This is a genomic window from Tatumella citrea (assembly GCF_002163585.1).
GTDB lineage: Bacteria > Pseudomonadota > Gammaproteobacteria > Enterobacterales > Enterobacteriaceae > Tatumella > Tatumella citrea.
Map to the genome: position 1 here is coordinate 1,088,461 of NZ_CP015579.1, position 25,800 is coordinate 1,114,260.

26 protein-coding genes are annotated in these 25,800 nt (G+C 49.9%); 17 read left to right on the forward strand and 9 right to left on the reverse strand.

What is annotated here, in order from left to right:
- Positions 1 to 223 precede the first annotated feature (223 nt).
- The 5 genes from phoB to proY all read left to right on the forward strand — a co-directional run bounded on the left by phoB (position 224) and on the right by proY (position 6,725).
- A complete protein-coding gene (gene phoB / locus A7K98_RS05190) occupies positions 224 to 913 on the forward strand; it encodes a phosphate response regulator transcription factor PhoB (protein ID WP_087487608.1) in 690 nt (229 codons plus the stop codon).
- Positions 914 to 927: 14 nt separating this feature from the next.
- Positions 928 to 2,244 carry a phosphate regulon sensor histidine kinase PhoR gene (phoR, locus tag A7K98_RS05195; protein ID WP_087490373.1) on the forward strand — a complete coding sequence of 439 codons (1,317 nt, stop codon included), beginning with the start codon at positions 928 to 930 and terminating at the stop codon, positions 2,242 to 2,244.
- Between the two features lie 228 nt (positions 2,245 to 2,472).
- On the forward strand, positions 2,473 to 3,576 hold the full coding sequence (locus A7K98_RS05200; protein ID WP_087487609.1) for a cobalamin-independent methionine synthase II family protein: 1,104 nt from the start codon (positions 2,473 to 2,475) through the stop codon (positions 3,574 to 3,576).
- A gap of 392 nt (positions 3,577 to 3,968) precedes the next feature.
- Positions 3,969 to 5,288: a branched-chain amino acid transport system II carrier protein gene (gene brnQ, locus A7K98_RS05205; RefSeq protein ID WP_087487610.1), complete on the forward strand. Its 1,320-nt coding sequence runs from the start codon at positions 3,969 to 3,971 to the stop codon at positions 5,286 to 5,288.
- Between the two features lie 66 nt (positions 5,289 to 5,354).
- On the forward strand, positions 5,355 to 6,725 hold the full coding sequence (proY, locus tag A7K98_RS05210; protein WP_087487611.1) for a proline-specific permease ProY: 1,371 nt from the start codon (positions 5,355 to 5,357) through the stop codon (positions 6,723 to 6,725).
- Positions 6,726 to 6,764: 39 nt separating this feature from the next.
- On the opposite strand, the gene A7K98_RS05215 is transcribed toward proY, so the two are convergent.
- From A7K98_RS05215 to A7K98_RS05230, 4 genes are all read right to left on the reverse strand, one after another.
- Positions 6,765 to 8,063, reverse strand: a complete 1,299-nt coding sequence (locus A7K98_RS05215) for a mechanosensitive ion channel family protein (RefSeq protein WP_087487612.1) — start codon at positions 8,061 to 8,063, stop codon at positions 6,765 to 6,767.
- Positions 8,064 to 8,192: 129 nt separating this feature from the next.
- On the reverse strand, positions 8,193 to 8,708 hold the full coding sequence (locus A7K98_RS05220) for a DUF1543 domain-containing protein (protein WP_087487613.1): 516 nt from the start codon (positions 8,706 to 8,708) through the stop codon (positions 8,193 to 8,195).
- 181 nt (positions 8,709 to 8,889) lie between these two features.
- Positions 8,890 to 9,492, reverse strand: a complete 603-nt coding sequence (locus A7K98_RS05225; protein WP_038019452.1) for a peroxiredoxin C — start codon at positions 9,490 to 9,492, stop codon at positions 8,890 to 8,892.
- 108 nt (positions 9,493 to 9,600) lie between these two features.
- On the reverse strand, positions 9,601 to 10,182 hold the full coding sequence (locus tag A7K98_RS05230; RefSeq protein ID WP_087487614.1) for an acyl carrier protein phosphodiesterase: 582 nt from the start codon (positions 10,180 to 10,182) through the stop codon (positions 9,601 to 9,603).
- A gap of 102 nt (positions 10,183 to 10,284) precedes the next feature.
- Here A7K98_RS05230 and queA point away from each other — a divergent pair, with 102 nt between their 5' ends.
- From queA to A7K98_RS05260, 6 genes are all read left to right on the forward strand, one after another.
- A complete protein-coding gene (gene queA, locus A7K98_RS05235; RefSeq protein WP_087487615.1) occupies positions 10,285 to 11,355 on the forward strand; it encodes a tRNA preQ1(34) S-adenosylmethionine ribosyltransferase-isomerase QueA in 1,071 nt (356 codons plus the stop codon).
- Between the two features lie 79 nt (positions 11,356 to 11,434).
- Positions 11,435 to 12,559 carry a tRNA guanosine(34) transglycosylase Tgt gene (gene tgt / locus A7K98_RS05240; protein WP_087487616.1) on the forward strand — a complete coding sequence of 375 codons (1,125 nt, stop codon included), beginning with the start codon at positions 11,435 to 11,437 and terminating at the stop codon, positions 12,557 to 12,559.
- A 25-nt stretch (positions 12,560 to 12,584) separates the two neighbouring features.
- A complete protein-coding gene (gene yajC / locus A7K98_RS05245) occupies positions 12,585 to 12,917 on the forward strand; it encodes a preprotein translocase subunit YajC (protein ID WP_087487617.1) in 333 nt (110 codons plus the stop codon).
- Positions 12,918 to 12,942: 25 nt separating this feature from the next.
- Positions 12,943 to 14,790 (forward strand): protein translocase subunit SecD, encoded by a 1,848-nt coding sequence (gene secD / locus A7K98_RS05250; RefSeq protein WP_087487618.1) that lies wholly within the window; start codon positions 12,943 to 12,945, stop codon positions 14,788 to 14,790.
- Between the two features lie 10 nt (positions 14,791 to 14,800).
- Positions 14,801 to 15,769, forward strand: coding sequence for a protein translocase subunit SecF (gene secF / locus A7K98_RS05255; protein ID WP_087487619.1), 969 nt, complete (start codon positions 14,801 to 14,803; stop codon positions 15,767 to 15,769).
- Between the two features lie 122 nt (positions 15,770 to 15,891).
- Entirely contained in the window at positions 15,892 to 17,214 is a 1,323-nt protein-coding gene (locus tag A7K98_RS05260) for an IS4 family transposase (RefSeq protein ID WP_087487620.1), read from the forward strand.
- A gap of 44 nt (positions 17,215 to 17,258) precedes the next feature.
- Here A7K98_RS05260 and A7K98_RS05265 read toward each other — a convergent pair whose 3' ends face one another.
- Entirely contained in the window at positions 17,259 to 17,768 is a 510-nt protein-coding gene (locus A7K98_RS05265; protein ID WP_157665867.1) for a DUF3251 domain-containing protein, read from the reverse strand.
- Positions 17,769 to 17,798: 30 nt separating this feature from the next.
- Positions 17,799 to 18,233, reverse strand: coding sequence for a peptidoglycan-binding protein LysM (gene lysM, locus A7K98_RS05270; RefSeq protein WP_087487622.1), 435 nt, complete (start codon positions 18,231 to 18,233; stop codon positions 17,799 to 17,801).
- Positions 18,234 to 18,422: 189 nt separating this feature from the next.
- Here lysM and nrdR point away from each other — a divergent pair, with 189 nt between their 5' ends.
- The 6 genes from nrdR to pgpA all read left to right on the forward strand — a co-directional run bounded on the left by nrdR (position 18,423) and on the right by pgpA (position 22,522).
- Positions 18,423 to 18,872, forward strand: coding sequence for a transcriptional regulator NrdR (gene nrdR, locus A7K98_RS05275; protein WP_038018620.1), 450 nt, complete (start codon positions 18,423 to 18,425; stop codon positions 18,870 to 18,872).
- A 4-nt stretch (positions 18,873 to 18,876) separates the two neighbouring features.
- The gene (gene ribD, locus A7K98_RS05280) at positions 18,877 to 19,980 is read left to right on the forward strand and encodes a bifunctional diaminohydroxyphosphoribosylaminopyrimidine deaminase/5-amino-6-(5-phosphoribosylamino)uracil reductase RibD (protein ID WP_087487623.1); all 1,104 of its coding nucleotides are present in this window, start codon (positions 18,877 to 18,879) and stop codon (positions 19,978 to 19,980) included.
- Between the two features lie 93 nt (positions 19,981 to 20,073).
- Positions 20,074 to 20,544 carry a 6,7-dimethyl-8-ribityllumazine synthase gene (gene ribH / locus A7K98_RS05285; RefSeq protein ID WP_087487624.1) on the forward strand — a complete coding sequence of 157 codons (471 nt, stop codon included), beginning with the start codon at positions 20,074 to 20,076 and terminating at the stop codon, positions 20,542 to 20,544.
- Positions 20,545 to 20,560: 16 nt separating this feature from the next.
- Positions 20,561 to 20,980, forward strand: a complete 420-nt coding sequence (nusB, locus tag A7K98_RS05290; RefSeq protein WP_038018629.1) for a transcription antitermination factor NusB — start codon at positions 20,561 to 20,563, stop codon at positions 20,978 to 20,980.
- A gap of 68 nt (positions 20,981 to 21,048) precedes the next feature.
- Positions 21,049 to 22,026, forward strand: a complete 978-nt coding sequence (thiL, locus tag A7K98_RS05295) for a thiamine-phosphate kinase (RefSeq protein WP_087487625.1) — start codon at positions 21,049 to 21,051, stop codon at positions 22,024 to 22,026.
- The gene (pgpA, locus tag A7K98_RS05300; RefSeq protein WP_087487626.1) at positions 22,004 to 22,522 is read left to right on the forward strand and encodes a phosphatidylglycerophosphatase A; all 519 of its coding nucleotides are present in this window, start codon (positions 22,004 to 22,006) and stop codon (positions 22,520 to 22,522) included. Before thiL ends, pgpA begins: the two co-directional genes overlap by 23 nt.
- Before the next feature lie 51 nt (positions 22,523 to 22,573).
- Here the strand turns inward: pgpA and dxs are convergent, their stop codons facing one another.
- From dxs to xseB, 3 genes are read right to left on the reverse strand one after another with little or no spacing between them, the layout of a single operon-like run.
- A complete protein-coding gene (gene dxs, locus A7K98_RS05305) occupies positions 22,574 to 24,439 on the reverse strand; it encodes a 1-deoxy-D-xylulose-5-phosphate synthase (RefSeq protein ID WP_087487627.1) in 1,866 nt (621 codons plus the stop codon).
- 19 nt (positions 24,440 to 24,458) lie between these two features.
- Positions 24,459 to 25,358, reverse strand: coding sequence for a (2E,6E)-farnesyl diphosphate synthase (gene ispA, locus A7K98_RS05310; RefSeq protein ID WP_087487628.1), 900 nt, complete (start codon positions 25,356 to 25,358; stop codon positions 24,459 to 24,461).
- Entirely contained in the window at positions 25,358 to 25,600 is a 243-nt protein-coding gene (gene xseB, locus A7K98_RS05315; RefSeq protein WP_087487629.1) for an exodeoxyribonuclease VII small subunit, read from the reverse strand. Before xseB ends, ispA begins: the two co-directional genes overlap by 1 nt.
- Positions 25,601 to 25,800: the final 200 nt, after the last annotated feature.

The following is a 25,800-nucleotide window of genomic DNA, read 5'->3' on the forward strand; positions in this document are numbered from 1 at the left end:
GCACGCAGTATACCTGTTACCGGCTCCCGGATAAAAAAAGAGTGGCTTGTCCGGATTTGTATTACAGGATGGCCACTGGCACAGTACGGTTAGCAAAAATCAATAAATTTTTATGACATGTTCTCAGAAAATAAGCTGGCATTTATTCATAAAACTGTCATAAAACTGACTCATAATGGCGCCGCAACTTCGGAAATACCCGAAGATATTCGCTGGAGAAACAATGGCTAAACGCATTCTGGTCGTAGAAGATGAGGCTCCGATTCGCGAAATGTTATGTTTCGTGCTGGAGCAGAATGACTATCATCCCATCGAAGCTGAGGATTATGACAGCGCAGTAAAAAAACTGATTGAACCCTGGCCCGATCTGATATTACTGGACTGGATGTTACCTGGTGGTAGTGGTATTCAGTTTATCCGTTATCTGAAAAAAGAAGCGATGACCCGGGATATTCCGGTCGTGATGTTGACGGCCAAAGGGGAAGAGGAAGATCGGGTTCGCGGGCTGGATGCTGGCGCCGATGACTATATGACCAAACCTTTTTCGCCGAAGGAACTGATCGCCAGGATAAAAGCGGTGATTCGTCGTATTTCGCCGACGGCAGATGATGAGCTGATTGATATTCAGGGGCTAACGCTGGACCCGACCTCGCACCGGGTTATGTCCGGAGAAACTCCGGTAGAAATGGGACCAACTGAATATAAATTACTGCATTTCTTTATGACTCACCCGGAACGCGTTTACAGCAGAGAACAATTGCTGAATCATGTCTGGGGAACTAATGTGTATGTTGAAGACCGGACGGTAGATGTTCATATCCGTCGTCTGCGTAAGGCACTTGAAGTCACAGGCCATGAGCGTATGGTACAAACAGTCCGTGGTACAGGATATCGTTTCTCTGCCCGTTTCTGAATGGAGTGTCACTCGTGCTGGACAAACTTTCGTGGCGCACCCTGATATCTGAATTTCTGCTTGCCTGCCTGGCCGGTGGTGTGGCTGGGTTACTGACCCGGCAACTGGCCTGGTGCCTGCTGCTGGCGGTTGTCTTATTACTTTTCTGGCATTTCTTCCAACTAATGCGTTTATCACACTGGCTGTGGGTCGACAGGACCATGACTCCGCCAACCGGTAAAGGCAGTTGGGAACCTCTGTTTCATGGCTTATTTCTGATGCAGGTGCGCAACCGGCGGCGACGCGGAGAGTTGCGTAATCTGATTAAACGCTTTCGCAGTGGTGCAGAATCGCTGCCTGACGGGCTGATCCTGACCACCGAAGAGGGCAATATTTTTTGGTGCAACGGGCTGGCACAACAATATCTGGGTTTACGCTGGCCGGAGGATAACGGGCAAAATATCCTCAACCTGCTGCGTTATCCTGAGTTTTCCCGCTATCTGCAGGCTAAAAATTTCGAAACTCCTTTGACCCAGCTACTGAATAACGGGCATCACATGGAGTTCAGGATTATGCCCTACAGCGAAGGGCAGTGGCTGATCAGCGCCAGAGATATGACGCAGATGCGGCAGCTGGAAAATATGCGGCGCCACTTTTTCGCTAATGTCAGCCATGAACTGCGTACCCCATTGACGGTTATCCAGGGTTATCTGGAAATGATGGAAGACAATCAGCTGAATGATAAAGTCTATTTCAAAGCTGTGGGGACTATGCAGGAACAGTCGCGGCGCATGGAAGGGCTGGTTAAACAGCTGATGACGCTAACGCGTATCGAAGCAGCACCTGCACTGAATATGAAAGAGATAGTTGATGTTCCGGCAATGTTACATATGCTGCAACAGGAAGCCGAAACTCTTAGTCAGGGCCGACAAAAAATCACTTTTTCTATAGATGAAAAGCTACGGATATACGGCAACGATGAGCAGTTACGCAGCGCTATCTCCAACCTAATCTATAACTCAGTCAACCATACCCCCGAAAAAACCCATATTGATATTGTCTGGAAACGCTCTGTTGAGGGAGCATATTTTTCGGTATCCGATGATGGCCCGGGGATTGCTGCTGAACATATCCCGCGTCTCACCGAACGTTTCTATCGGGTAGATAAAGCCAGATCACGTAATACCGGCGGCAGTGGTCTGGGACTGGCGATTGTGAAACATGCTCTGGGGCATCATGGTGCCCGGTTATCTATCACCAGTGAACCTGATCACTGTACCTGCTTTAGTTTTTCTCTGGCTGCACGGATGATTGTTCCGGGGAATGCTGCCATTCCTGTGACCAGCCAATAGCTGACAGTCACCGCAGTACGTTCTCTGCGGTGACTGTGTTCCCACTGATTTATCCCGTAACTGAGATTGCCGGTCGCTTTCGGACTACAGATGAAATAAATTCATTACGAATGAATTATATTCAATTGTCAGGCTGATTTTCTCATGCCACCCTGAAAAAATCACAATTTAGCCGTCTGGATGGCTTAAACAGATCTGCCGGTCACCTCCGGCATCAGGAGAGTAATTATGCAAAGAGCTGAGGCACCGTTTCGCGCCGATATTGTCGGGAGTTTTCTGCGACCCGAAGCGATAAAACAGGCACGGATACAATTTTCGGCAGGAAGTCTCGATGCCGAAGGGTTGCGTAAAGCTGAAAACGCAGCGATTCGTGATGTGGTTGAGCAGCAGCAGGCTGCGGGCTTAAAGGTGGTGACCGATGGTGAGTTTCGCCGCGCCTGGTGGCATTTTGATTTTTTTGACGGGCTGGAAGGGGTTGAACCTTTTGAATCTGACCACGGCATTCAGTTTAACGGAGTGCAAACTAAAGCCCGTGGTGTTCGGGTAACCGGGAAACTGGGGTTTGGTGAACATCCTATGCTGGAGGACTTTCGTTTCCTGCAGAGCGTTGCCGGTAAAAGCGTGGCGAAGATGACTATCCCCAGCCCGAGCGTGCTGCATTTCCGTGGCGGGCGCAAATATATTGATGAAAGCGTCTATCCTGATCTGGCTGAATATTTCGATGATCTGGCCACGACCTGGCGTGATGCGATTCGTGCCTTCTATGATGCAGGCTGCCGTTATCTGCAACTCGACGATACTGTCTGGGCTTATCTCTGTTCAGAAGATCAGCGAGCTCAGGTCAGAGAGCGGGGGGATGATCCTCAGGTGCTGGCTGCCACTTACGCTCAGGTACTGAATAAAGCGCTGATCGGTAAACCTCATGATCTGACCATTGGTCTGCATGTCTGTCGGGGAAATTTCCGCTCCACCTGGATCTCTGAAGGAGGATATGAGCCAGTGGCAGAGATCCTTTTCGGTCAGGTCAATGTCGATGCCTTTTTTCTGGAATACGATAATGAACGATCCGGTGGCTTTGAGCCGTTACGCTTTATTAAACCCGGACATCAGCAGGCGGTGCTGGGATTGATCACTACTAAAAACGGAACGCCGGAAGATCCCGCCCGGGTGAAGGCGCGAATTGCCGAGGCCAGTCAGTACCTGAGTCTTGATCAAATCTGCCTGAGCCCGCAATGTGGTTTTGCCTCCACCGAAGAGGGTAATAGCCTGACCGAAGAGCAGCAATGGCAAAAAGTCCGCAGCGTGGTGACTATTGCCAGCGAAGTCTGGTGATTTAACGCGAACTTGTACTACATAAGGCGCAAAATTTGCGCCTTATGTGTACGGTCCATAGGATAAATGCATGGATAAACCAGCATCCGGACAAATAATAAACAAATCATCATCCTTATCTAAACCATAATCCACTAATTTCCACTGTCTTTAATGCCAGATACGGCATTTAATACTGGTTTTTCGATCTGATATTGCCTTTCTCCGCTATAAAAGTTTTACTTATGGCCGTTGTCATTCAGCATCGGTGAAAAAAAATAATCCTAATTTCACTCAGTTTTGTTGATCGGGCCTGTTCTGATCACTCAATTCAGGTGAGTCATGGCTCACGGTGCAATGATGATCAAACCCAACTTCCAGGTACTTTCAGCACATGGTGTGCAGAGTAATTTATGACTAAAAGTTTAACTTCAAAAGATATCCTTGCGCTGGGCTTTATGACATTTGCCCTGTTTGTTGGCGCGGGTAATATTATTTTCCCACCGATGGTGGGTATTCAGGCCGGGGAACATGTCTGGACCGCTGCGATTGGTTTTCTGATCACTGCAGTAGGCCTCCCGGTACTCACAGTGATTGCACTTGCCAGAGTTGGCGGAGGTATCGACTCCCTCAGTTCGCCTATTGGTAAGGCGGCAGGTCTTGTGTTGGCAACCGTCTGCTATCTGGCCGTTGGCCCGTTATTTGCGACCCCGCGCACCGCAACCGTTTCTTTCGAGATTGGTATTGCGCCGCTGGCGGGAGACGGGGCAGTGCCTTTGCTGATTTATAGCCTGATCTATTTCGCGCTGGTTATTCTGATTTCGCTCTATCCGGGAAAACTGCTGGATACAGTAGGTCATTTCCTGGCGCCACTAAAAATTGTTGCACTGGCGATTCTGGGTATAGCCGCGATTATGTGGCCGGCTGGCGGTGAAATTCCGGCAGTTGATGCCTATCAGCACGCAGCTTTCTCGAATGGTTTCGTTAATGGTTATCTGACCATGGATACCCTGGGTGCGCTGGTATTTGGTATCGTGATTGTTAACGCTGCCCGTTCACGTGGTATTGAAGACAAAGGTCTGCTGACCCGTTATACCATGCTGGCGGGTATTATTGCCGGAGTGGGCCTGACGCTGGTTTATTTGTGTCTGTTCAAACTGGGTTCCGGAAGCGGTCACCTGGTTGCGCAAAGCTCGAATGGTGCGGCAATCCTGCATGCCTATGTCCAGCAGACATTTGGTAGCGGTGGCAGCCTGTTCCTCGGAGCACTGATTTTTGTTGCCTGTATGGTAACGGCAGTGGGCCTGACCTGTGCCTGTGCTGAGTTTTTTGCTCAACTGCTCCCGTTATCTTACCGTACGCTGGTATTTATCCTTGGCCTGTTCTCCATGGTGGTGTCTAACCTTGGACTGAGCCATCTGATTCAGCTGTCTATCCCGGTACTAACTGCAATTTATCCACCATGTATTGTGCTGGTACTGTTGAGCTTTACCGTGCGCTGGTGGAATAAAAGCAGCCGTATCGTGGCCCCGGCCATGCTGATAAGCCTGCTGTTTGGCATTGTTGATGCAGTGAAAGGCAGCGAATTTAAAGACTTACTGCCAGGATTCTGTCAGAATCTGCCGCTGGCCGATCAGGGATTATCATGGCTGCCACCGACACTGGTGATTATTCTGGTGTGTGTCATTGTTGACCGGATGAAAGGAAGCCAGCAGGTAGAAGTACGTCAATAATCACTGCGATTGACAGGTAAACCACGGGCCCGCCCGTGGTTTTTCTTTTTACAGGTACAGAGTGTTATGCAAAATAAAAATCAGCTTAGCCGCGGGCTAACCACACGACACATTCGCTTTATGGCATTGGGTTCTGCCATCGGGACCGGATTGTTTTATGGATCAGCCGATGCCATTAAAATGGCAGGCCCGAGTGTGTTACTGGCCTATGTGATTGGCGGGGCAGTTGCCTACATCATCATGCGCGCGTTGGGCGAAATGTCGGTGAATAATCCGAATTCCGGCTCGTTTTCCCGTTATGCCAGAGACTATCTGGGCCCGATGGCTGGTTATATCACCGGATGGACCTACTGTTTTGAAATTCTGATTGTCGGCATTGCCGATGTCACCGCTTTTGGTGTCTATATGGGAATCTGGTTCCCTGATGTCCCGCAGTGGATTTGGGTACTCAGTGTGGTGCTGATTATCGGCGCTATTAACATTATGAGCGTGAAGATATTCGGCGAAGTCGAATTTTGGTTCTCGTTCTTCAAAGTCGCTACCATTATTATCATGATTCTGGCCGGGCTTGGGATGATTGTCTGGGGTATCGGTAACGGCGGGCACCCGACAGGAATCAGTAATCTTTGGATCCATGGCGGGTTTTTTGCCCATGGGGTGACCGGTATGCTGCTGTCATTGCAGATGGTGATGTTTGCCTATGGCGGTATTGAGATTATTGGCATCACTGCCGGTGAGGCTGACAAACCAGAGAAATCTATCCCTCAGGCAATCAACTCTGTACCGTGGCGCATCCTGGTTTTTTATGTCGGGACATTGTTTGTCATTATGTCTATCTATCCGTGGAATCAGGTCGGCACCAACGGCAGCCCGTTTGTACTGACTTTCCAGCACTTAGGTATTGCTGCCGCGGCTTCACTGCTTAATTTTGTGGTGATCACTGCTTCTCTGTCGGCGATTAACAGCGATATTTTTGGTGTGGGCCGGATGCTGCACGGTATGGCAGGTCAGGGTGATGCGCCGAAAGCCTTTATGGCAGTATCAAAACGTGGCACCCCCTGGCTGACCGTAGTCGTCATGATGGTGGCATTACTGATTGCAGTGCTGCTGAATTATCTGATGCCGGAAAAAGTGTTTCTGGTGATAGCCTCACTGGCCACTTTTGCGACCGTCTGGGTATGGATTATGATTTTGCTGGCCCAGATTGGGTTTCGTAAAAAAATTGGTGCAGAAGCTGCCGGTAAATTGCAGTTTCCGATGCCTGGTGGTTCGGCGATGTCAGTGGTGGGAATTTTATTCCTGGTGTTTATTATCGCCATGATTGGCTATTTCCCTGACACCCGGCTGTCATTGTATGCCGGTGCGGTGTGGGTCGTGTTACTGCTGCTGGGTTACCGTTGGATAAAAAAACGGGATACGGCAACGGCTAAGCAATAACGTCCACTGCCAGACCGGAAGCCCGGTCTGGCAGGTTTTTCAGAGGTTTGTTGGCCGGTCATCTTTTGCTGTCGCCGGATTGACTACAGCGGCCAGTTCAACACCGAAAGCGCGCATATCGCTGCCAGTCGGGCTCTGATGCACCCGCAGGCCAAATGACGGTAAAGCGGCATAAATATAATCAAAAATATCACTCTGGATTTGTTCGTACTCCGTCCAGACCGTGGTATTGGTGAAGGCATAAATTTCTATCGGCAGGCCATTTTCAGTAGGTGCCAGTTGGCGCACCATCAGTGTCATTTCCTGATGAATTTGTGGATGGATACGCAACCAGTTTTCCAGCCAGATTCTGAAAGTGCCGACATTGGTCAGTGCCCGGTAATTCAGAGGCGACAAACTGCCTTCCGCATTGATTGCATTCCATTGTGTAACTTCATGACGCTTCTTCTCCAGATAAGGCACCAGTAGATGAGCTTTGCTCAGCTTTTCGGCTTCCTGTTCAGAAAGAAAATGAATACTGGTGGTATCAATATTCAGGCTGCGTTTAATTCTTCGTCCACCGGATTCAGACATTCCACGCCAGTTTTTAAATGAATCGGAAATCAGGGCGTAGGCAGGAATAGTAACAATGGTGTTGTCCCAGTTACGCACTTTGACCGTGGTGAGATTTATGTCAATGACTGCGCCATCGGCGCCATATCTTGGCATATCCAGCCAGTCATTAAGTTTCAGCATATCGTTCGCTGCCAGCTGAATACCGGCGACCAGCCCAAGAATCGGGTCTTTAAACACCAGCATCAACACCGCTGTCATGGCACCCAGGCCGGTTAACAACACTCCCGGGGATTTACCCAGCAACACTGAGATCATCAGGATGCTGATCAGGATAGCGGCAACCAGTTTGACACTCTGCAGAATCCCCCGCAGTGGCAACTGGCTGGCCAGCATGCTTCTGGCCGAGACATACTGCACCACGTCCAGCAGCGAAAAACCAATCAGCATGGTGTAAAGGATGGTCCACAGTTCGCCTGCAGTCATGAGTGCATTGAATACCGGGGTGTTACTGTCCAGCAGGATCTGCGTTAAAAACTGGAACAAAATCCCCTGTAATAACCAGGCCACACGGTGGAATAATTTATTGCGTAACAGCGCTTTTGGCCATTGATGCGGGCTTTTTTCTGCACGCCGTTTAAACATCGGTAACAGGCATTTGTGCAGGATCAGATGGATAATCAGAGAAATAAAAACGATGGCTACTAATACTGCTACCACCGCCAGAATATTGGTGTAATGCGTCAGTCCTAAAGCCTGAAGCCAGTCCGTAATTTGTTGTTGCATATGTCTCCCTGTATATGTGTTATCTCATACCGGTAAGCTTAAAGTTTTAGCGGGAGAAGTGCGAATTACTAAGGCAAATACGGCCTGCTAATACATATCTTTACTCATGCAGGCCATTGGTATCAGTGATTATTCGTCAGATGTTATGACAATTGGATGATAGCCCTGCCATTGGGGTGTATAGCGCTGACCTTGTGGGTCTGCTTCCAGCCGCAGATACCAGCCACCAATCTGCTCCAGCAATATGCAGTCATCGACATCTTTCAGGTTATCTTTATGTTGTTGGTCGTGACCGGTCAGCAGAGTATTCAGGGCTTTTTGTCTGGCAGTTGCCGCATCTTCTGCGACAAACAGGTCAAAGGCATGCAATTCTGCCAGCTCATCAGGGCGGTAGGCTCCTGCATTGACAAACCATAACCGCAGATGGCTTTGAGAGGGTTGCTGTGACAGAGTAATCCGGTAACCATCGGCCCACTGCAATTCGGCAAAGCCATCAATATGCAGTTTATCTTTATCACCAAACCATACTTCACGCAGATATGGCCAGGCCTGCTCCGGGGTTTCACTGACAGCAAACTGGATATCATGCACTTCAATATTCGATTTCCCGGCGCTGCCGCCCAGGTAAAACATAAAAAGCTTCATAAACGTTGTCGCAGAAGAGTGGTGGATTTATCGCTGTACAATAAATTATATAACGATAATAAAAAAACTGATTGAGTAACAGAACTGAGTCTGGCTGTTGAGAGAAAGGAAAGGGGAGGCTGAAAGCCAACAGAATTCAGATAAAAAATAACCCGCCGTAGCGGGTTATTAAAATGCAGTATTACAGCTTGCCAGCGTTAGCGGTAAGGTATTTAGCAACACCTTCAGGGGACGCGCCCATACCTTCCTGGCCTTTTTCCCACTGTGCAGGGCAAACTTCGCCATGCTCTTCGTGGAATTGCAGCGCATCAACCATACGCAGCATTTCATCAATGTTACGGCCTAATGGCAGATCGTTAACTACCTGATGACGTACCACACCTTCTTTATCAATCAGGAACGAACCACGCAGCGCAACGCCTGCATCCGGATGTTCAATACCGTATGCCTGCTGGATTTCACGTTTGATATCAGCAACCATGGCATATTTCACCGGACCGATACCACCGTCGTTGATTGCAGTGTTACGCCATGCGTTATGCACGAACTCTGAATCAAAGGAAACACCAACTACTTCCACACCACGTTTCTGGAATTCAGCATAACGTTTGTCGAAGGCGATCAGTTCGGAAGGACAGACAAAGGTGAAGTCCATTGGCCAGAAGAACAGCACAACAGGTTTGCCTGCAGTGTGTTTTTTAAAGTTGAAATCTTCAACGATTTCACCGTTGCCGAGTACGGCAGCAGCCGTAAAGTCAGGGGCCTGACGGGTAACCAGTACCATAATCACTCCAATCGCTTAGGGGTTAAAAACACTGACCATGTTACTGTCAGTGAGCACAATAATCATCTTGTAATTTGCAGACAGGAGTATGACAGCAGCAACGCAGTTTTACAGCCTTTTTTCTGTGGCTGAATGCATCAGACGCGGGTAAAACTGAGAAAAAAGGCGTTCCAGTGCGCTGTAGTTATCCACAAAATCCTGATATGACTGCTCTAATTTAGCCAGTTTAGGTCGTCTTCTGGCCATGCCAAGTAAAACCACTTCCAGCCGTTCCGGTCGGGCATATTTTTCCAGCCACTGCTCAGGCCACATCAGTTCATTCAGTTCACGAAAGTCCGCTGGCGTTTTGGGCAGATACGGTCGAATCTGCTGTTCTGCCTGCTGACAAAAATCAGCCAGTGAAAATTGCGGATGGTATTTATCCCAGTCGCGGGCCAGAAAGTGATCCCAGATAACATCAAGGGTAATCGGAGACACCCGGCGCGTTTCGTCACGGAACAGTAATCTGGCTTCACGGACTTCAGGTAGTTGATCGGTCAGACTGTCCAGCCGGCGGTGCAGGCGAATACCGTCAGCGATTCCGGCATCCCATTGTAAGGACGGGTCACCACGGACAAAATCGGCCATCAGATTTCCCAACAGAGAACTCTGTGACAGGCTGGCAAGATGGAGGTGGGCTAGAAAATTCATGCCGCATTATAGGCGAATATTTAGCTGAACAGCCAGTGGTTCAGTAATGGCTGCTTTTCCGCTACACTATGTCGCCTGATTTTTTGCCCGGAATATTCCGCCATGCGCGTTGCTGATTTTAATTTTGACCTGCCAGAGTCATTAATAGCTCATTATCCCCAGCCTGACCGGAGCGGTTGCCGCCTGCTGTCACTGGATGGCCCTACGGGTGAGATCTCCCATGGGATTTTCACTGAAGTGCTGGATAAGCTTAATGCCGGCGATCTGCTGGTATTTAATAATACCCGGGTGATCCCCGCACGGGTGTTTGGTCGTAAAGCCAGTGGCGGAAAGATTGAAGTGCTGGTTGAGCGCATGCTTGATGAACACCGTGTGCTGGCTCATGTCCGTGCCTCCAAGTCACCTAAACCCGGCAGTGAACTGCTACTGGGAGATGACGAAAGTGTAAAAGCGACAATGGTAGCCCGCCACGACACCCTGTTCGAGATTGAGTTTGCGGATGAGCGCGCGGTACTGGATATCCTCAACCAGGTCGGGCATATGCCGTTACCACCCTACATTGACCGTCCGGATGAAGAGTCGGATCGTGAATTGTATCAAACCGTGTACAGCGCTCGCCCGGGTGCAGTTGCTGCACCTACCGCAGGCCTGCATTTCGATGAGCCATTGTTACAGGCATTGCGCGATAAAGGGGTTGAAATGGCTTTTGTCACCCTGCATGTCGGGGCAGGGACATTTCAGCCGGTGCGGGTCGACAGTATTGAAGACCATAAGATGCATTCTGAGTATGCGGAAGTTCCTCAGGAAGTCGTCGATGCAGTTCTGGCCTGCAAGGCCCGGGGTAATAAAGTGGTAGCAGTAGGAACCACTTCTGTCCGTTCACTGGAAAGTGCGGCACAGGCTGCCAAAGAACAACTTATTGCACCATTTTTTGATGATACGCAGATTTTCATTTATCCGGGCTATCAATACCAGGTGATTGATGCTCTGATCACCAACTTTCATCTGCCGGAATCAACACTGATTATGCTGGTGTCGGCCTTTGCCGGTTATCGTCAGACGATGGAAGCCTATCGCCAGGCCGTGAATGAGCAATATCGCTTCTTCAGCTACGGCGATGCCATGTTTATTCATAAAAACCCCGCGGCTGCTGAGCAGACGATCGGGGAATAGGAAAGCTGGTCGGTAAAATACCGACCATGATCAGGATGTTTAACTGTTAACATCAGACTGTTTATCTGGTGGAGGTTTTGTGAAGTTTGAATTAATGAAAACAGACGGGCGTGCGCGTCGTGGCCGGTTAGTGTTTGACCGTGGTGTGGTAGAAACTCCGGCATTTATGCCAGTGGGAACCTATGGCACGGTAAAAGGCATGACTCCGGAAGAAGTTAGAGAGACCGGAGCACAAATTATTCTCGGGAATACGTTCCATCTGTGGTTACGTCCGGGCCAGGAAATCATGAAGCTGCATGGCGACCTGCATGACTTTATGCAGTGGCAGGGGCCGATTCTGACCGATTCCGGAGGCTTCCAGGTTTTCAGCCTGGGGGACATTCGTAAAATTACCGAAGCTGGTGTTCATTTCCGTAACCCGATCAATGGCGACCCGATATTCCTCGACCCTGAAAAATCGATGGAAATTCAGTACGATCTCGGTTCAGATATCGTTATGATTTTTGATGAGTGCACGCCATACCCGGCTGACTGGGATTATGCTAAACGCTCCATGGAAATGTCGTTACGCTGGGCAAAACGCAGCCGTGACCGGTTTGATTCACTGGGTAATAAAAATGCGCTGTTCGGTATTATCCAGGGAAGTGTTTACGAAGATTTACGAGATGTCTCAGTTAAAGGGCTGGTAGAGATAGGATTTGATGGGTACGCTGTGGGCGGTCTGGCGGTAGGTGAGCCAAAAGCAGATATGCATCGTATCCTTGAGCATGTTTGTCCACAGATTCCTGAAGATAAACCTCGCTATCTGATGGGAGTGGGTAAACCGGAGGACCTCGTTGAAGGGGTTCGTCGCGGCGTTGATATGTTCGACTGTGTTATGCCAACCCGTAATGCCCGTAACGGTCACTTATTTGTGACTGATGGTGTAGTCAAGATTCGTAATGCGAAACATAAGGACGACACTTCTCCTCTGGATGCGGAGTGTGACTGCTACACCTGTCGTCATTACAGTCGTGCATATTTGCATCATCTGGACCGTTGTAATGAAATTTTGGGTGCGAGACTGAATACTATTCACAATTTGCGTTACTATCAGCGTCTGATGGCGGGTTTACGTAAAGCTATTGAAGACGATAAATTAGAGCACTTTGTGGCTGATTTTTATCAAAAGACGGGGAAAGACGTCCCGGCTCTGAACGTTTGACTATAAATCTAATGAGGGAAATTTAATGAGTTTTTTCATTTCTGACGCTGTTGCCGCTGCTGGTACTCCGTCTCAGGGAAGTCCATATTCTCTGGTGATCATGCTGGTCGTTTTCGGTTTGATTTTCTATTTTATGATTTTGCGTCCACAGCAGAAGCGTTCAAAAGATCATAAAAAACTGATGGATGCGATCGGGAAAGGTGATGAAGTTTTAACTAACGGTGGTCTGGTCGGCCGCGTGACTAAAGTTTCTGAAACCGGATATGTGGTGATTGCACTGAACGATACGACTGAAGTCGTGATCAAACGTGATTTCGTGGCTGCCGTTCTGCCGAAAGGCACAATGAAGGCGCTGTAATTTTTTCTCCCCTAAGGGAATTGCCGTGTTAAACCGTTATCCTTTGTGGAAGTACATCATGCTGATCGTTGTCCTTATCGGCGGTCTGCTGTATGCACTTCCCAACCTGTATGGAGAGGATCCGGCCGTGCAAATCACTGGTGCGCGGGGTGCCGCCGCCAGTGAGCAAACGTTGGATCAGATCCAGAGTATTCTCAGTAAGGACAAGATCCCGAGCAAATCTATTGCTCTGGAAAATGGTGCTATCCTTGCCCGCTTTACTAATACCGATATTCAGCTGCGTGCCCGTGAAGCGTTGGTCAGTGGTTTAGGTGACAACTATGTTGTTGCACTGAACCTGGCCCCTGCAACTCCGGCATGGCTGGCGCTGATTTCTGCTGAGCCAATGAAGCTGGGGCTTGATTTACGTGGTGGTGTCCACTTCCTGATGGAAGTCGATATGGATACTGCGTTAAGTAAGCTGCAGGAGCAGAACTCAGACAATATCCGCAGTGACCTGCGTGATCAGAAAATCCCTTATACCACTGTTGGCAAAGCGCCAAACTATGGTGTCACTGTCAGCTTTGCTAACAGTGATGACCGCGATAAAGCCATTAGTTACCTGAGCCCACGTCACAATGATTTAGTGATTAAGAGTGATGGCAGCACTGGCCTGACTGCGGTGATGACTGATGCCCGTCTGAGCGAAGCCCGTGAATATGCGGTACAGCAGAACATTAACATTCTGCGTAACCGTGTGAATCAGCTGGGTGTGGCCGAACCACTGGTTCAGCGTCAGGGTTCTGACCGGATTGTGGTTGAGTTACCAGGTATTCAGGATACTGCCCGTGCGAAAGAAATTCTTGGCGCCACTGCGACTCTGGAATTCCGTCCGGTAAACACCAGTGTTGATGCTACGGCAGCTGCGCAAGGTCGTGTGCCGGGTGACTCTGAAGTGAAACTGACTCAGGATGGCCAGCCGGTAGTGCTGTACAAGCGTGTTATCCTGACCGGTGATCACATTACAGACTCCACCTCCAGCATGGATGAGTATAATCAGCCACAGGTTAATATTTCCCTCGACAGTGCCGGCGGAAATATGATGTCTAATTATACCAAGGATAATATCGGTAAACCGATGGCAACCCTGTTTGTTCAGTATAAAGACAGTGGTAAGAAAGATGCCAACGGCCGCGCTATCCTGCAGAAAGAAGAAGAAGTTATTAACGTCGCGAACATTCAGTCTCGCCTCGGTAACAGCTTCCGAATCACAGGGATCAACAATCCGAACGAAGCTCGCCAGCTGTCGTTGTTACTGCGTGCCGGTGCTCTGATTGCACCTATTCAGATTGTTGAAGAAAGAACCATCGGTCCAACTATGGGACAACAGAATATCAATCAGGGTCTGCATGCCTGCCTGTGGGGGCTGATTGCCTCGATTCTGTTTATGGTTGTCTGGTATAAGAAGTTTGGTGTGATTGCAACGACTGCACTGATCTCTAACCTGGTGCTGATTGTTGGTATCATGTCCTTGTTACCGGGCGCGACACTGACCATGCCGGGGATTGCAGGGATCGTTCTGACTCTTGCCGTCGCCGTCGATGCAAACGTATTAATCAATGAACGTATCAAAGAAGAACTCAGGAACGGCCGCAGTGTTCAGCAGGCTATTCATGAGGGATACCGTGGTGCGTTCTCCAGTATCGTTGATGCCAACATTACGACGCTGATTACTGCGATTATCCTGTATGCCGTAGGTACCGGGTCTATCAAAGGATTTGCGATTACGACAGCCATTGGTGTTGCGACCTCCATGTTCACAGCAATCGTTGGTACACGTGCTATCGTGAACCTGCTGTATGGCGGCAAACGTATCAATAAGCTGTCAATCTGAGGAGCGCGTAATGGCACAGCAATATAGTGTTGAACAATTAAACTATGGTCGTAAAGTGCATGATTTTATGCGCTGGGACTATCTGGCCTTTGCTATCTCCGGATTACTGCTGGTGGCTTCCGTGCTGGTCATGGGAGTCCGTGGGTTTAACTGGGGGCTGGACTTCACTGGCGGGACCGTTATCGAGATTACCCTCGAGAAGCCAGGTGAGCTGGATACTATGCGTCAGGCGTTGCAAAACGCCGGCTTTATGGAACCCCAGGTCCAGAACTTCGGTAGCAGCCGTGATGTTGTTGTCCGTCTGTCACCCAATGCGGGCAACACCGGACAGGAATTAGGTAACAAAGTCGTTTCTGTGATTAATCAGGCGACCAGTCAGACTGCCGTCGTGAAACGGATTGAATTTGTCGGACCAAGTGTGGGTAGTGACCTGGCGCAGGCCGGGGGCATGGCTCTGTTGGTGGCATTAATCTGTATTCTGATTTATGTCGGTTTCCGCTTTGAGTGGCGACTGGCGTTGGGTGCCGTTCTGGCACTGGCGCACGATGTGATAATTACGATGGGTGTTCTGTCGTTGTTCCATATCGAAATCGATCTGACGATTGTGGCATCACTGATGTCGGTAATCGGTTACTCGCTGAACGACAGTATCGTGGTATCGGACCGTATTCGTGAGAACTTCCGCAAAATTCGTCGCGGAACGCCTTATGATATTGTTAACGTCTCTCTGACCCAGACACTGAGCCGTACTATCATGACATCTGCCACTACGCTGGTGGTTGTTCTGATGTTGTTCCTGTTTGGTGGTGAGTTACTGAGAGGTTTCTCACTGACGATGCTGATCGGTATCACTATCGGTACTGTCTCTTCGATTTATGTGGCTTCTGCGCTGGCGCTGAAGCTGGGCATGAAACGTGAGCATATGCTGGTACAGAAAGTCGAAAAAGAAGGGGCTGACCAGAAGTCATTACTTCCGTAATCACCTTCTTTTCAGCAGTAAAAAAGGCAGCCCGCGGGCTAATGCCGATCGTTTAAGGATCATTTGACCGATCCGGTGGTTGGTGTAAAAAGGGTTCATGTGCAGACATGGACCCTTTTTAAATGGAACTTTCGCAAGCTCTCGGCATTATTAATCTCACTGCTCCCGAAGAAGTACAAAGCCTCTCTGACCTGCTCTCTCCTGACCTCATCCGACAGGCGTTTTCCCTCACTGATACCGTCACGCTGCGTAAGCGTAAACTTCCCCTTGAGTCGATGGTCTGGCTGGTTATCGGTATGGCCATATTCAACAATAAGCCCATGAGCCATATCGTGAATTTGATGGATATTGTTGACCGGACCGGACGGTCATTTACCGCACCCAGCTCTGTGATTGCCCGCCGAAAAACACTGGGCGAAGATGCCATCCGGGTCCTGTTTGATCTCACTCAACAACACTGGCACGAAGAAGCCAGACATCCCCTCTGGCACGGGTTGACGCTTAATGCTGTTGATGGCGTTGTCTGGCATACCCAGGACACTCCTGAAAATGCAGAGGCCTTCGGCAAAGCATCTAATCAGCATGGTGAACGCGGTTATCCTCAGGTTCGTATGGTGTGTCTGATGGAACTCAGCAGCCATCTGCTGCGTGCAAGTGTGTCAGGTCGCTACGATATCAACGAAATGCGGCTGGCCGCTCAGCTGGCAGAAAATGCACCGGATAACAGTATTACGCTGTTTGATAAGGGCTTTTACTCTTTAGGGTTGTTACATGACTGGCATAATGCAGGTGAAAATCGCCACTGGCTAACGCCGCTGAAAAAGAACACTCAGTATGAAGTGGTACGAAAGCTCGGCAGGCAGGACGAACTGATACGACTGAAAACCACGCCTCAGGCCAGAAAGCAATGGAAAGGCCTGCCGGAAGAACTCATAGTGAGGCTAATCAGGCGGAAAGTGAACGGGACGGAACGGCAGGTAGTCACTTCCATGACAGATGCGATGCGTTATCCGGCGACTGACGTGGCAGAACTTTATAAGCATCGCTGGGAAATCGAGCTGGGATATCGTGAGGCAAAGCAGTTTTTACTGGGAAACCGCTGGACGCTGAGAAGCCGGTTGCCCGATCTGGTGAAGCAGGAGCTATGGGGAATACTGCTGACGTATAACCTGGTGCGTTACCAGATGATTAAAATGGCGTTCAGCCTGAAAGGAAATTACCTGCCTTACCAGTTGAGCTTCAGCGGTGCAGTATCAGAGATATTACGGCTACTGATCGGTCTGCCGTGGGCTTCACCGGGAGTCATCCCGGGTCACCTTAAACACTTTTACAGTAATGCCGGGATGCTGAAACTGCCACCACGACGAGAACGGGAATATGTGAGAGAAGTGAGGGAGAAAAGGTCGAAATATCCCTTTAAAAACAATGCCGGTCACCTTAAGTGACCGGCATTAGCCCGCGGGCTGCCTTTTTTGTTTAACAGGACAGGCTATTTAAATGGCCGGAACTGATGAACATTAACTACCAGTGACTGATCATGGGCCATCTCCGGGGCTTTCAACACAAACTGTGCCTGTTCTCCGGGGGACAGCGGCGTTATCTGCCGGATGACCTGTTGCGTCAGAGGCGATGGAGACGAAGTAGCCTCCTGTTGGTCAGCGGAAATGGCTGACAACTCCGCAGTCAGTTCAAACGGTGGCAGTACCGCAGTCCCGGCATTTTTTACCTGCAACACGGTGCCGGTATCCGAAGACTGTGGCACCAGCTGTAACAGTAACTTTGCCTGAGGGTCGAGCAATTCCACAGGGCTGTTGGCCAGAGGCACTAACCATGCACCATGAGTAGAGGCTGCATTCATCCGGTGTTGATAAGCCAGAGCCGACGATTGCTCAGACAAATGACTCAGAGAGCGGTTCAGTTGCCCTACAGTAGTATCCAGTGTTGTGGCTGGCGGCACCGAATGGCTGCATCCGGCCAGTACCAGTGAGGACACGAGCACCCATAAATGCCTGTTTTTCATCGCCGGATCTTAAGCTTGTGGAATGCGCAGAGCCTGTCCTGGATAAATTTTATCCGGACTGGACAGCATCGGCTTATTGGCTTCAAAAATTTTGTTGTACTTACCAGCGTCGCCATAAAACTGTTTGGAGATAGCGCTCAGTGTATCCCCGGATTTGACGGTATAGAAGGTCGGACTGCTTTCCGCGCCGCTGGCGGTAATTTTATCGTCTACCTGTGTAATACCCGCGACGTTGCCGACAGCAATCAGGATTTTTTCTTTCAGTTCCTGGCTCAGACCGTCACCCGAAACTGTCGCGGTGCCGTCATTGACACTGACATTAACTTTGTCACTGTCAGGAATTCCCAGTTTGTTCAGGTGATCCTGAATTTTAGTGCCAGCATCAGCAGATACGGCATCCCACAGTTTCTCACCTGCTTCTTTGACAAAACTAAACAGTCCCATAATTTCTCCTAAATTTTTCCTAAGTGCGTACACAACCTGTGTCCGGTTAAGGATAGTTGAAATAGTCGGACATGAAAAATAAACAAAATCTGATTCTCCAAAATGAAACTAACAGCACGTGAATACGTTTAGTTAACACTGACTTCGCGTTACACTAGAGCCATTGAATCTCTGTACCGGGAATATTCCATGCATTGTCCGTTTTGTGCCGCAGTGGATACCAAAGTAATAGACTCTCGTCTGGTCAGTGAAGGGTCGTCTGTCCGTCGTCGGCGTCAGTGTCTGGTTTGCCATGAACGATTCACTACTTTTGAAGTGGCAGAACTTGTTATGCCAAGAGTGGTGAAAAGTGATGATGTGCGCGAGCCCTTTGATGAAGACAAACTGGTTCGCGGCATGATGAAAGCTCTGGAAAAACGCCCGGTGAGTGCGGATGATCTGGACAGTGCCGTACACCGGATTAAAGCGCATCTGCGGGCGACCGGAGAACGTGAAGTCCCGAGCAAAATGTTGGGGAATCTGGTGATGGATGAACTAAAAATGCTGGATAAAGTGGCTTATATCCGCTTTGCCTCTGTGTATCGAAGTTTCGAGGACATCCGTGAGTTCGGTGAAGAAATTGCCAGGTTACAGGACTGACACTATGTCTGATCAACACTATATGGCCCGCGCTCTGGAACTGGCGCGCCGCGGACGTTTTACTACCGCACCTAATCCAAATGTCGGGTGTGTCATCGTCAGGGACGGACAGATTGTCGGTGAAGGCTGGCATCAGCGTGCCGGTGGCCCGCATGCAGAAGTTCATGCATTGCGGGCGGCCGGGGATCAGGCCAAAGGGGCAACAGCTTATGTCACACTGGAACCTTGCAGCCATTTTGGCCGTACACCGCCTTGTTGTGATGCGCTGATAGCAGCCGGAGTCAGTCGGGTTGTTGCCGCAATGCAGGACCCTAATCCGGAAGTGGCGGGCAGGGGACTCTATCGCCTGCAACAGGCCGGGATTGAAGTGAGCCATGGTTTAATGCAGCAGGACGCCGAAGTACTTAACCGGGGATTTCTGAAACGGATGCGTACAGGCTTTCCGTGGCTGCAACTGAAACTGGGAGCATCACTCGATGGCCGGACCGCCATGGCTAACGGAGAGAGCCAGTGGATTACTTCCCCCGAATCGCGACGCGATGTTCAGCGCTTTCGCGCTGCCAGCCATGCAATACTAAGCACCAGTGCAACAGTGATTGCTGATGATCCGGCGTTGACAGTACGCAGCCATTCTCTTGATAGTGACAGCCTGTCAGCGATAGGGGGAGAGGAAAATCTGCGCCAGCCGGTCAGGGTAATTATCGATCGCCAGCAGTTACTCAAACCCGAACAGCAGTTGTTTAACCAGCCAGGAGAGACATGGCTGATGCGTTCGGCATTATCCGGTGACTGGCCGGAAACCGTAAAACAATTTGTGGTTCCTCAGCATCAGGGGGCAACTGATCTGGTCGCAATGATGATGTTGCTGGGCCAGCAACAGATTAACAGCGTCTGGACTGAAGCCGGACCTACGCTGGCGGGTGCATTACTGCGTGCGGGGCTGGTTGATGAGCTGATAGTCTATATCGCCCCGAAATTACTCGGTAATGATGCCCGCGGTTTATGTACACTGCCGGGACTCAGCCATCTGGCTGATGCACCAGGCTTTAGTTTTACTGATGTCCGCCGTGTCGGAAACGATCTGCGGGTCATTTTACGTCCGGAATAACAGTTTGCGCAAAAGCGAGAGCAGAGCGCAAAAGAGTATGCTAAAATTCGCCCCCCTTGCCGGGCGACCCGACTAATACCTGAAAGGAAAAGTATGAAAATTATTGAAGCTCCGGTAGCAACACCTAACGCAAATATTGCCATTGTGATTGCTCGTTTTAATAACTTTATCAATGACAGCCTGCTGGATGGTGCGGTTGATGCACTGAAACGTATCGGTCAGGTCAAAGATGACAATATTACTGTGGTCTGGGTGCCTGGTGCATATGAATTACCACTGGCGGCCAGAGCACTGAGCAAAACCGGCAAATATGATGCGGTAGTTGCGCTGGGTACTGTGATTCGTGGCGGTACTGCACACTTTGAGTTTGTTGCGGGTGAAGCCAGTTCAGGAATTGCCGATGTGGCAATGAACAGTGATATTCCGGTAGCCTTCGGCGTGCTGACCACTGAAAATATCGAGCAGGCTATTGAGCGTGCCGGTACCAAAGCGGGTAACAAAGGTGCCGAAGCGGCCCTGACCGCACTAGAAATGATTAATGTTTTAAAAGCTATTAACGCCTGATTTTAAGGGGAATTTTGTGAAACCTGCTGCCCGACGCCGTGCCAGGGAGTGTGCCTTACAGGCATTGTACTCCTGGCAGATATCCAACAATGACATTGCCGATGTGGAATACCAGTTTCTGGCGGAACAGGACGTCAAAGATGTTGATGTTAACTACTTCCGTGAATTACTGGCAGGTGTCGCGACCAACAGCGCCTATCTTGATGATCTGATGAAGCCGTACCTTTCCCGTCGTCTGGATGAACTGGGAGAAGTTGAGAAGGCTGCTCTGCGTATTGCTCTGTTTGAACTGAGTAAGCGTTCAGATGTGCCATATAAAGTGGCCATCAATGAAGGGATTGAGCTGGCAAAAGTATTTGGTGCCGAGGACAGCCACAAATTTGTTAACGGTGTACTGGATAAAGCAGCGCCACAAATTCGTCCTAACCGTAAGTAATTAATCTGAGGCCGGTTAATCCGGCCTTTTTTTATGCCTGTTAAATTACCCGCTGAGTGAACCTGTTTATGTCCTGTGGCGAATTTGAGCTGATAGCTCGCTATTTCAACCGTGTCACCAGTTCCCGCCGCGATGTGATTAAAGGTATTGGTGATGACTGCGCCCTGCTGGCAGTACCGGAAAAACAGGTACTCGCTATCAGTACAGATACTCTGGTAGAGGGCGTGCATTTTTTGCGGGATATCCACCCGTCTGATCTCGGCTACAAAGCCCTGGCTGTCAATCTGAGTGATTTAGCCGCTATGGGCGCTGACCCTGCATGGCTGACACTGGCACTCACCTTACCGGAAGCAAATGAAACCTGGTTGCAGGCCTTCAGTGACAGTCTGTTTGAACTGCTTGATTATTATGATATGCAGCTGATTGGCGGTGATACTACCCGCGGTCCGCTGAGCATGACGCTTGGAATTCATGGACTGGTACCCTCCGGCCGAGCGCTGAAGCGTTCGGGAGCAAAACCAGGAGACTGGATTTTTGTGACCGGCACCCTGGGAGACAGTGCCGCCGGTCTGGCATTATTACAGCATCATTACCGGATTGATGATCCGGCTATCCATGAAGCTCTGATTAAACGTCACCTGCGGCCTGTACCGCGTATTTTGCAAGGTCAGGCGTTACGTGATTTAGCCACTTCGGCTATCGATATTTCTGACGGCTTACTGTCCGACCTGGGACACGTGCTAAAAGCAAGCAGGGTAGGTGCCAGGATTAATACCGAGGCGATTCCACTGTCTACTGCATTACTGGAAGGTTTCGATAAGTCTCAGGCATTGCGCTGGGCACTGAGTGGCGGTGAAGATTATGAATTATGCTTTACTGTCCCGGAAGTTAACCGGGGAGCGTTGGCGGTTGCTCTCGATCATTTGGGGGTCGGCTATCACTGTATCGGGCAGATTGCCCCGGAAGCTGACGGACTGGTATTGCTGGATAACGGTAAGCCCGCACGGTTTGACCTGAAAGGATATGACCATTTTGGCCGAAAATAGACAACAGATACTTTCACGTATTCATCTCAGCAATCCATGGCATTTGCTGGCGACAGGTTTCGGCAGCGGACTGAGTCCTGTTGTTCCCGGAACTGTCGGGTCGCTGGCTGCGTTACCCTTCTGGTATCTGCTGATACTGTTGCCAGAGGACCTCTATTACCTGGTGGTACTGGCGGGAATTTGCCTTGGGGTTTATCTCTGTCACCGTACTGCGAAAGATATGGGCGTTCATGACCATGGCAGTATTGTCTGGGATGAATTTATCGGGATGTGGATCACTCTGATAGCAATTCCAAATCATCACTGGCAATGGGTGGCTGCCGGTTTTGTCGTATTCCGTATTCTTGATATGTGGAAACCCTGGCCTATCCGTTGGTTTGACCGGAATGTCAGCGGCGGAATGGGAATTATGATTGATGATATTGTGGCAGGAATTTTATCTGCAGTGATTTTGTTTGCTATCGGTCACTACTATCCGGGGCTGTTGCCGGTCTGACCTGATATTTATGATTCAGGAGGCTGCCAGTGGCGGCCTCCTGACTGAGCTTTAGCGGTTCTGCCACTCTTTGATCGCTGACTCAATGCCTTCGGCATCCAGTCCCAGATCATGACGAATTTCTTCCTGTGTACCCTGCGGAATAAATTTGTCAGGCAGGCCCAGATTCAATACCGGAGTCATACGACGGGAAGCCATCAATACTTCATTGACACCACTTCCTGCACCGCCACTGATTGCACCTTCTTCCAGCGTCACCAGATCAGAATGCTGTTCAGCCATTTGCAGAATCAGTTCAGTATCCAGTGGTTTGACAAAGCGCATATCAACCAGGGTGGCATTCATCGATTCAGCAACTTTCTCTGCTTCCGGCAACAGTGTGCCAAAGTTCAGAATTGCCAGTGATTCACCCTGACGTTTAATCACACCTTTACCTAAAGGCAACTGTTGTGGAGCCTCCTGCTGCAGGCCACGTCCACTACCGCGCGGGTACCGCACAGCGCTCGGGCCTTGCTGATAGTGGTAACCGGTAAACAGCATGTCACGGCACTCATTTTCATCGCTGGGTGTCATGATGACCATTTCAGGAATACAGCGCAGGAATGAGATATCAAAGGCACCCTGATGCGTCTGTCCGTCAGCACCGACGATTCCGCCACGATCAATTGCAAACAGCACCGGTAATTTTTGGATCACCACATCATGAATCAACTGATCATAAGCGCGCTGCAGGAAAGTCGAATAAATGGCGACCACGGGCTTGTAGCCACCGATAGCCAGTCCGGCCGCAAAAGTGACCGCGTGCTGTTCGGCAATAGCGACATCAAAATACTGTCCGGGAAATTCGCGGGAGAAGCGCACCATACCTGAGCCTTCTCGCATTGCGGGTGTAACGGCCATCAGTTTCTCGTCCTGAGCAGCCATTTCACATAACCAGTCACCGAAAATCTGTGAATAGGTTGGAATCCCGCCTTTGCTTTTCGGCAATTCACCGCTGGCCGGATCAAAGGTAGGAACCGCGTGCCAGGCGATTGGGTCCTGTTCGGCAGGAGCGTAGCCTTTCCCTTTCTTAGTAATAATATGCAGAAACTGAGGACCCTTCAGGCTGCGCATATTGGTTAATGCGCTTACCAGTGCCAGAACATCATGTCCGTCAACCGGCCCGATATAGTTGAATCCCAGCTCTTCAAACAGAGTGCCCGGAGAAACCATCCCTTTCAGATGCTCTTCTGTGCGTTTCACCAGTTCTTTAATCGGCGGAATTCCGGTCAGTACCCGTTTACCGCTTTCGCGCAACCAGGAGTAGGTTTTTCCGGAAAGAATCTGCGCTACACGATTGTTGAGTGCTCCGACATTTTCAGAGATCGACATATCGTTATCGTTGAGGATCACTAGCAGATCAGGTTTGATATCACCGGCGTGGTTCATAGCTTCAAAAGCCATTCCGGCGGTCAGTGCTCCGTCGCCAATCACACAAACGGTACGACGGCCGGCGGCTTCTTTTTCAGCAGCGACGGCCATTCCCAGCCCGGCACTGATCGACGTGGAAGAGTGGCCAACACTCAACACATCATGTTCACTTTCTTCACGCCACGGAAAAGGATGGAGCCCGTTTTTTTTGCGGATCGTACCGATACGATCACGCCGGCCTGTAAGAATTTTATGCGGGTAAGCCTGATGGCCAACATCCCACACCAGATGATCAAACGGGGTGTTATAGACATAATGCAATGCAACAGTCAGTTCCACGACCCCCAGACCGGACGCAAAATGTCCGCTTGACTGGCTGACACTGTCGAGCAGGTACTGGCGCAACTCATTGCACAAGGCAGGGAGCTTGTCTTTTGGCAATAAACGTAATTCCTGAACTGTGCTTGCCAGTGCCAGTGTAGGGTATTTGGTGGTATCAAAACTCATCAGTGACTCATTATGGATGTTATTTATCACGTTCAATTATGTAACCCGCCAGTGCCTTCAGTAAGGCAGTATCTAAAGAGTGAGCGGCGAGTCTGTCTAAAGCATCCATGGCTTCCTGGTACAGCTGCAGGGCTTTCTCCCTGGCACCGTCCAGCCCCAGCAATGCCGGGTAGGTACTTTTTCCCAGAGCCAGGTCAGCACCCTGGCGTTTACCAATGACTTCGGTATCTCCGACAATATCCAGGATATCGTCCTGAACCTGAAAAGCCAGGCCGATAGCATTGGCATAACGGTCTAAATCTGGCAGTAATGCTTTACCGCGTTCTCCTGCAGATAAGGCTCCCAGCCGTACCGCAGAACGAATAAGTGCTCCGGTCTTATGACGATGAATGGTTTCGAGCTCCTGCAGGCTGACAGACTGCCCTTCGGCGGCTAAATCCAACGCCTGGCCACCACACATCCCGCCAGCACCGCTGGCCGCTGCCAACTCGGAAATCATTGCCAGCCGCGAGCGGTCAGAAACCTCTGGCATGGGCTGATCAGCCAGCACAGAGAATGCCAGGGTCTGTAAAGCATCACCTGCAAGAATGGCAGTATCTTCACCAAAAGCGATGTGGCAGGTCGGTTTCCCGCGGCGTAACGCGTCGTCGTCCATCGCCGGTAAATCGTCATGGATCAGTGAGTAGGCGTGAATACATTCAATGGCAGCGGCAGGAATATCCAGTGCTGCCTGAGGGGTGCCCAGCATTTCACCCGTGGCATAAACCAAAAAAGGGCGCATCCGTTTGCCGCCTAACAGTACGCCATATTGCATAGCTTCGATCAGAGGAGAACTCTGAAAAGGGACATCCTGCAATAATCCGGTTAATACATTGTCTACCCGTTCACGATAGGCAGCAATCAGTGTCGAAAAATCCATCAGTGATTATCCGGAGTGAAAGCATCTAATTCAGCGTCGCTGTCTGGTTTAAGCAAAATCTGCACCCGCTGCTCGGCTTTCTGTAAAGTCTGTTGACCAGTTTTTGCCAGTTTAACGCCTCTTTCAAATTCATTCAGGGCTTCTTCTAACGGTAATTCTCCCGTTTCAAGACGCCGGATGATGGATTCCAGCTCCTGCAAAGCACTTTCAAAGCTGACAGAAGGTTCGGTTTTTTTTGGCATAGTCAGTACCGGCTCAATGAGTTATTTATTCATTTCTAATTGCTTATGGTAGCCGACGACGAACGATAAGCAAAATGATCAATGTGACGGAGGTTGCAGAAGCAGACTTTCAACAAAGGTGATATACTTGCGCATCCTGGATGCGGGGCAATGTTTTGCCGTCCGCAATAATCTGATTTTAACAGTTAAGTGTGTCGTTA

Excerpts from the sequence above, each read along its gene's own strand:
- phoB (WP_087487608.1), top strand. The coding sequence starts at position 224 with ATGGCTAAACGCATTCTGGTCGTAGAAGATGAGGCTCCGATTCGCGAA.
- A7K98_RS05200 (WP_087487609.1), top strand. The coding sequence starts at position 2,473 with ATGCAAAGAGCTGAGGCACCGTTTCGCGCCGATATTGTCGGGAGTTTT.
- brnQ (WP_087487610.1), top strand. The coding sequence starts at position 3,969 with ATGACTAAAAGTTTAACTTCAAAAGATATCCTTGCGCTGGGCTTTATG.
- proY (WP_087487611.1), top strand. The coding sequence starts at position 5,355 with ATGCAAAATAAAAATCAGCTTAGCCGCGGGCTAACCACACGACACATT.
- A7K98_RS05215 (WP_087487612.1), bottom strand. The coding sequence starts at position 8,063 with ATGCAACAACAAATTACGGACTGGCTTCAGGCTTTAGGACTGACGCAT.
- A7K98_RS05220 (WP_087487613.1), bottom strand. The coding sequence starts at position 8,708 with ATGAAGCTTTTTATGTTTTACCTGGGCGGCAGCGCCGGGAAATCGAAT.
- A7K98_RS05225 (WP_038019452.1), bottom strand. The coding sequence starts at position 9,492 with ATGGTACTGGTTACCCGTCAGGCCCCTGACTTTACGGCTGCTGCCGTA.
- A7K98_RS05230 (WP_087487614.1), bottom strand. The coding sequence starts at position 10,182 with ATGAATTTTCTAGCCCACCTCCATCTTGCCAGCCTGTCACAGAGTTCT.
- queA (WP_087487615.1), top strand. The coding sequence starts at position 10,285 with ATGCGCGTTGCTGATTTTAATTTTGACCTGCCAGAGTCATTAATAGCT.
- yajC (WP_087487617.1), top strand. The coding sequence starts at position 12,585 with ATGAGTTTTTTCATTTCTGACGCTGTTGCCGCTGCTGGTACTCCGTCT.
- secF (WP_087487619.1), top strand. The coding sequence starts at position 14,801 with ATGGCACAGCAATATAGTGTTGAACAATTAAACTATGGTCGTAAAGTG.
- A7K98_RS05260 (WP_087487620.1), top strand. The coding sequence starts at position 15,892 with ATGGAACTTTCGCAAGCTCTCGGCATTATTAATCTCACTGCTCCCGAA.
- lysM (WP_087487622.1), bottom strand. The coding sequence starts at position 18,233 with ATGGGACTGTTTAGTTTTGTCAAAGAAGCAGGTGAGAAACTGTGGGAT.
- nrdR (WP_038018620.1), top strand. The coding sequence starts at position 18,423 with ATGCATTGTCCGTTTTGTGCCGCAGTGGATACCAAAGTAATAGACTCT.
- ribD (WP_087487623.1), top strand. The coding sequence starts at position 18,877 with ATGTCTGATCAACACTATATGGCCCGCGCTCTGGAACTGGCGCGCCGC.
- ribH (WP_087487624.1), top strand. The coding sequence starts at position 20,074 with ATGAAAATTATTGAAGCTCCGGTAGCAACACCTAACGCAAATATTGCC.
- thiL (WP_087487625.1), top strand. The coding sequence starts at position 21,049 with ATGTCCTGTGGCGAATTTGAGCTGATAGCTCGCTATTTCAACCGTGTC.
- pgpA (WP_087487626.1), top strand. The coding sequence starts at position 22,004 with ATGACCATTTTGGCCGAAAATAGACAACAGATACTTTCACGTATTCAT.
- dxs (WP_087487627.1), bottom strand. The coding sequence starts at position 24,439 with ATGAGTTTTGATACCACCAAATACCCTACACTGGCACTGGCAAGCACA.
- ispA (WP_087487628.1), bottom strand. The coding sequence starts at position 25,358 with ATGGATTTTTCGACACTGATTGCTGCCTATCGTGAACGGGTAGACAAT.
- xseB (WP_087487629.1), bottom strand. The coding sequence starts at position 25,600 with ATGCCAAAAAAAACCGAACCTTCTGTCAGCTTTGAAAGTGCTTTGCAG.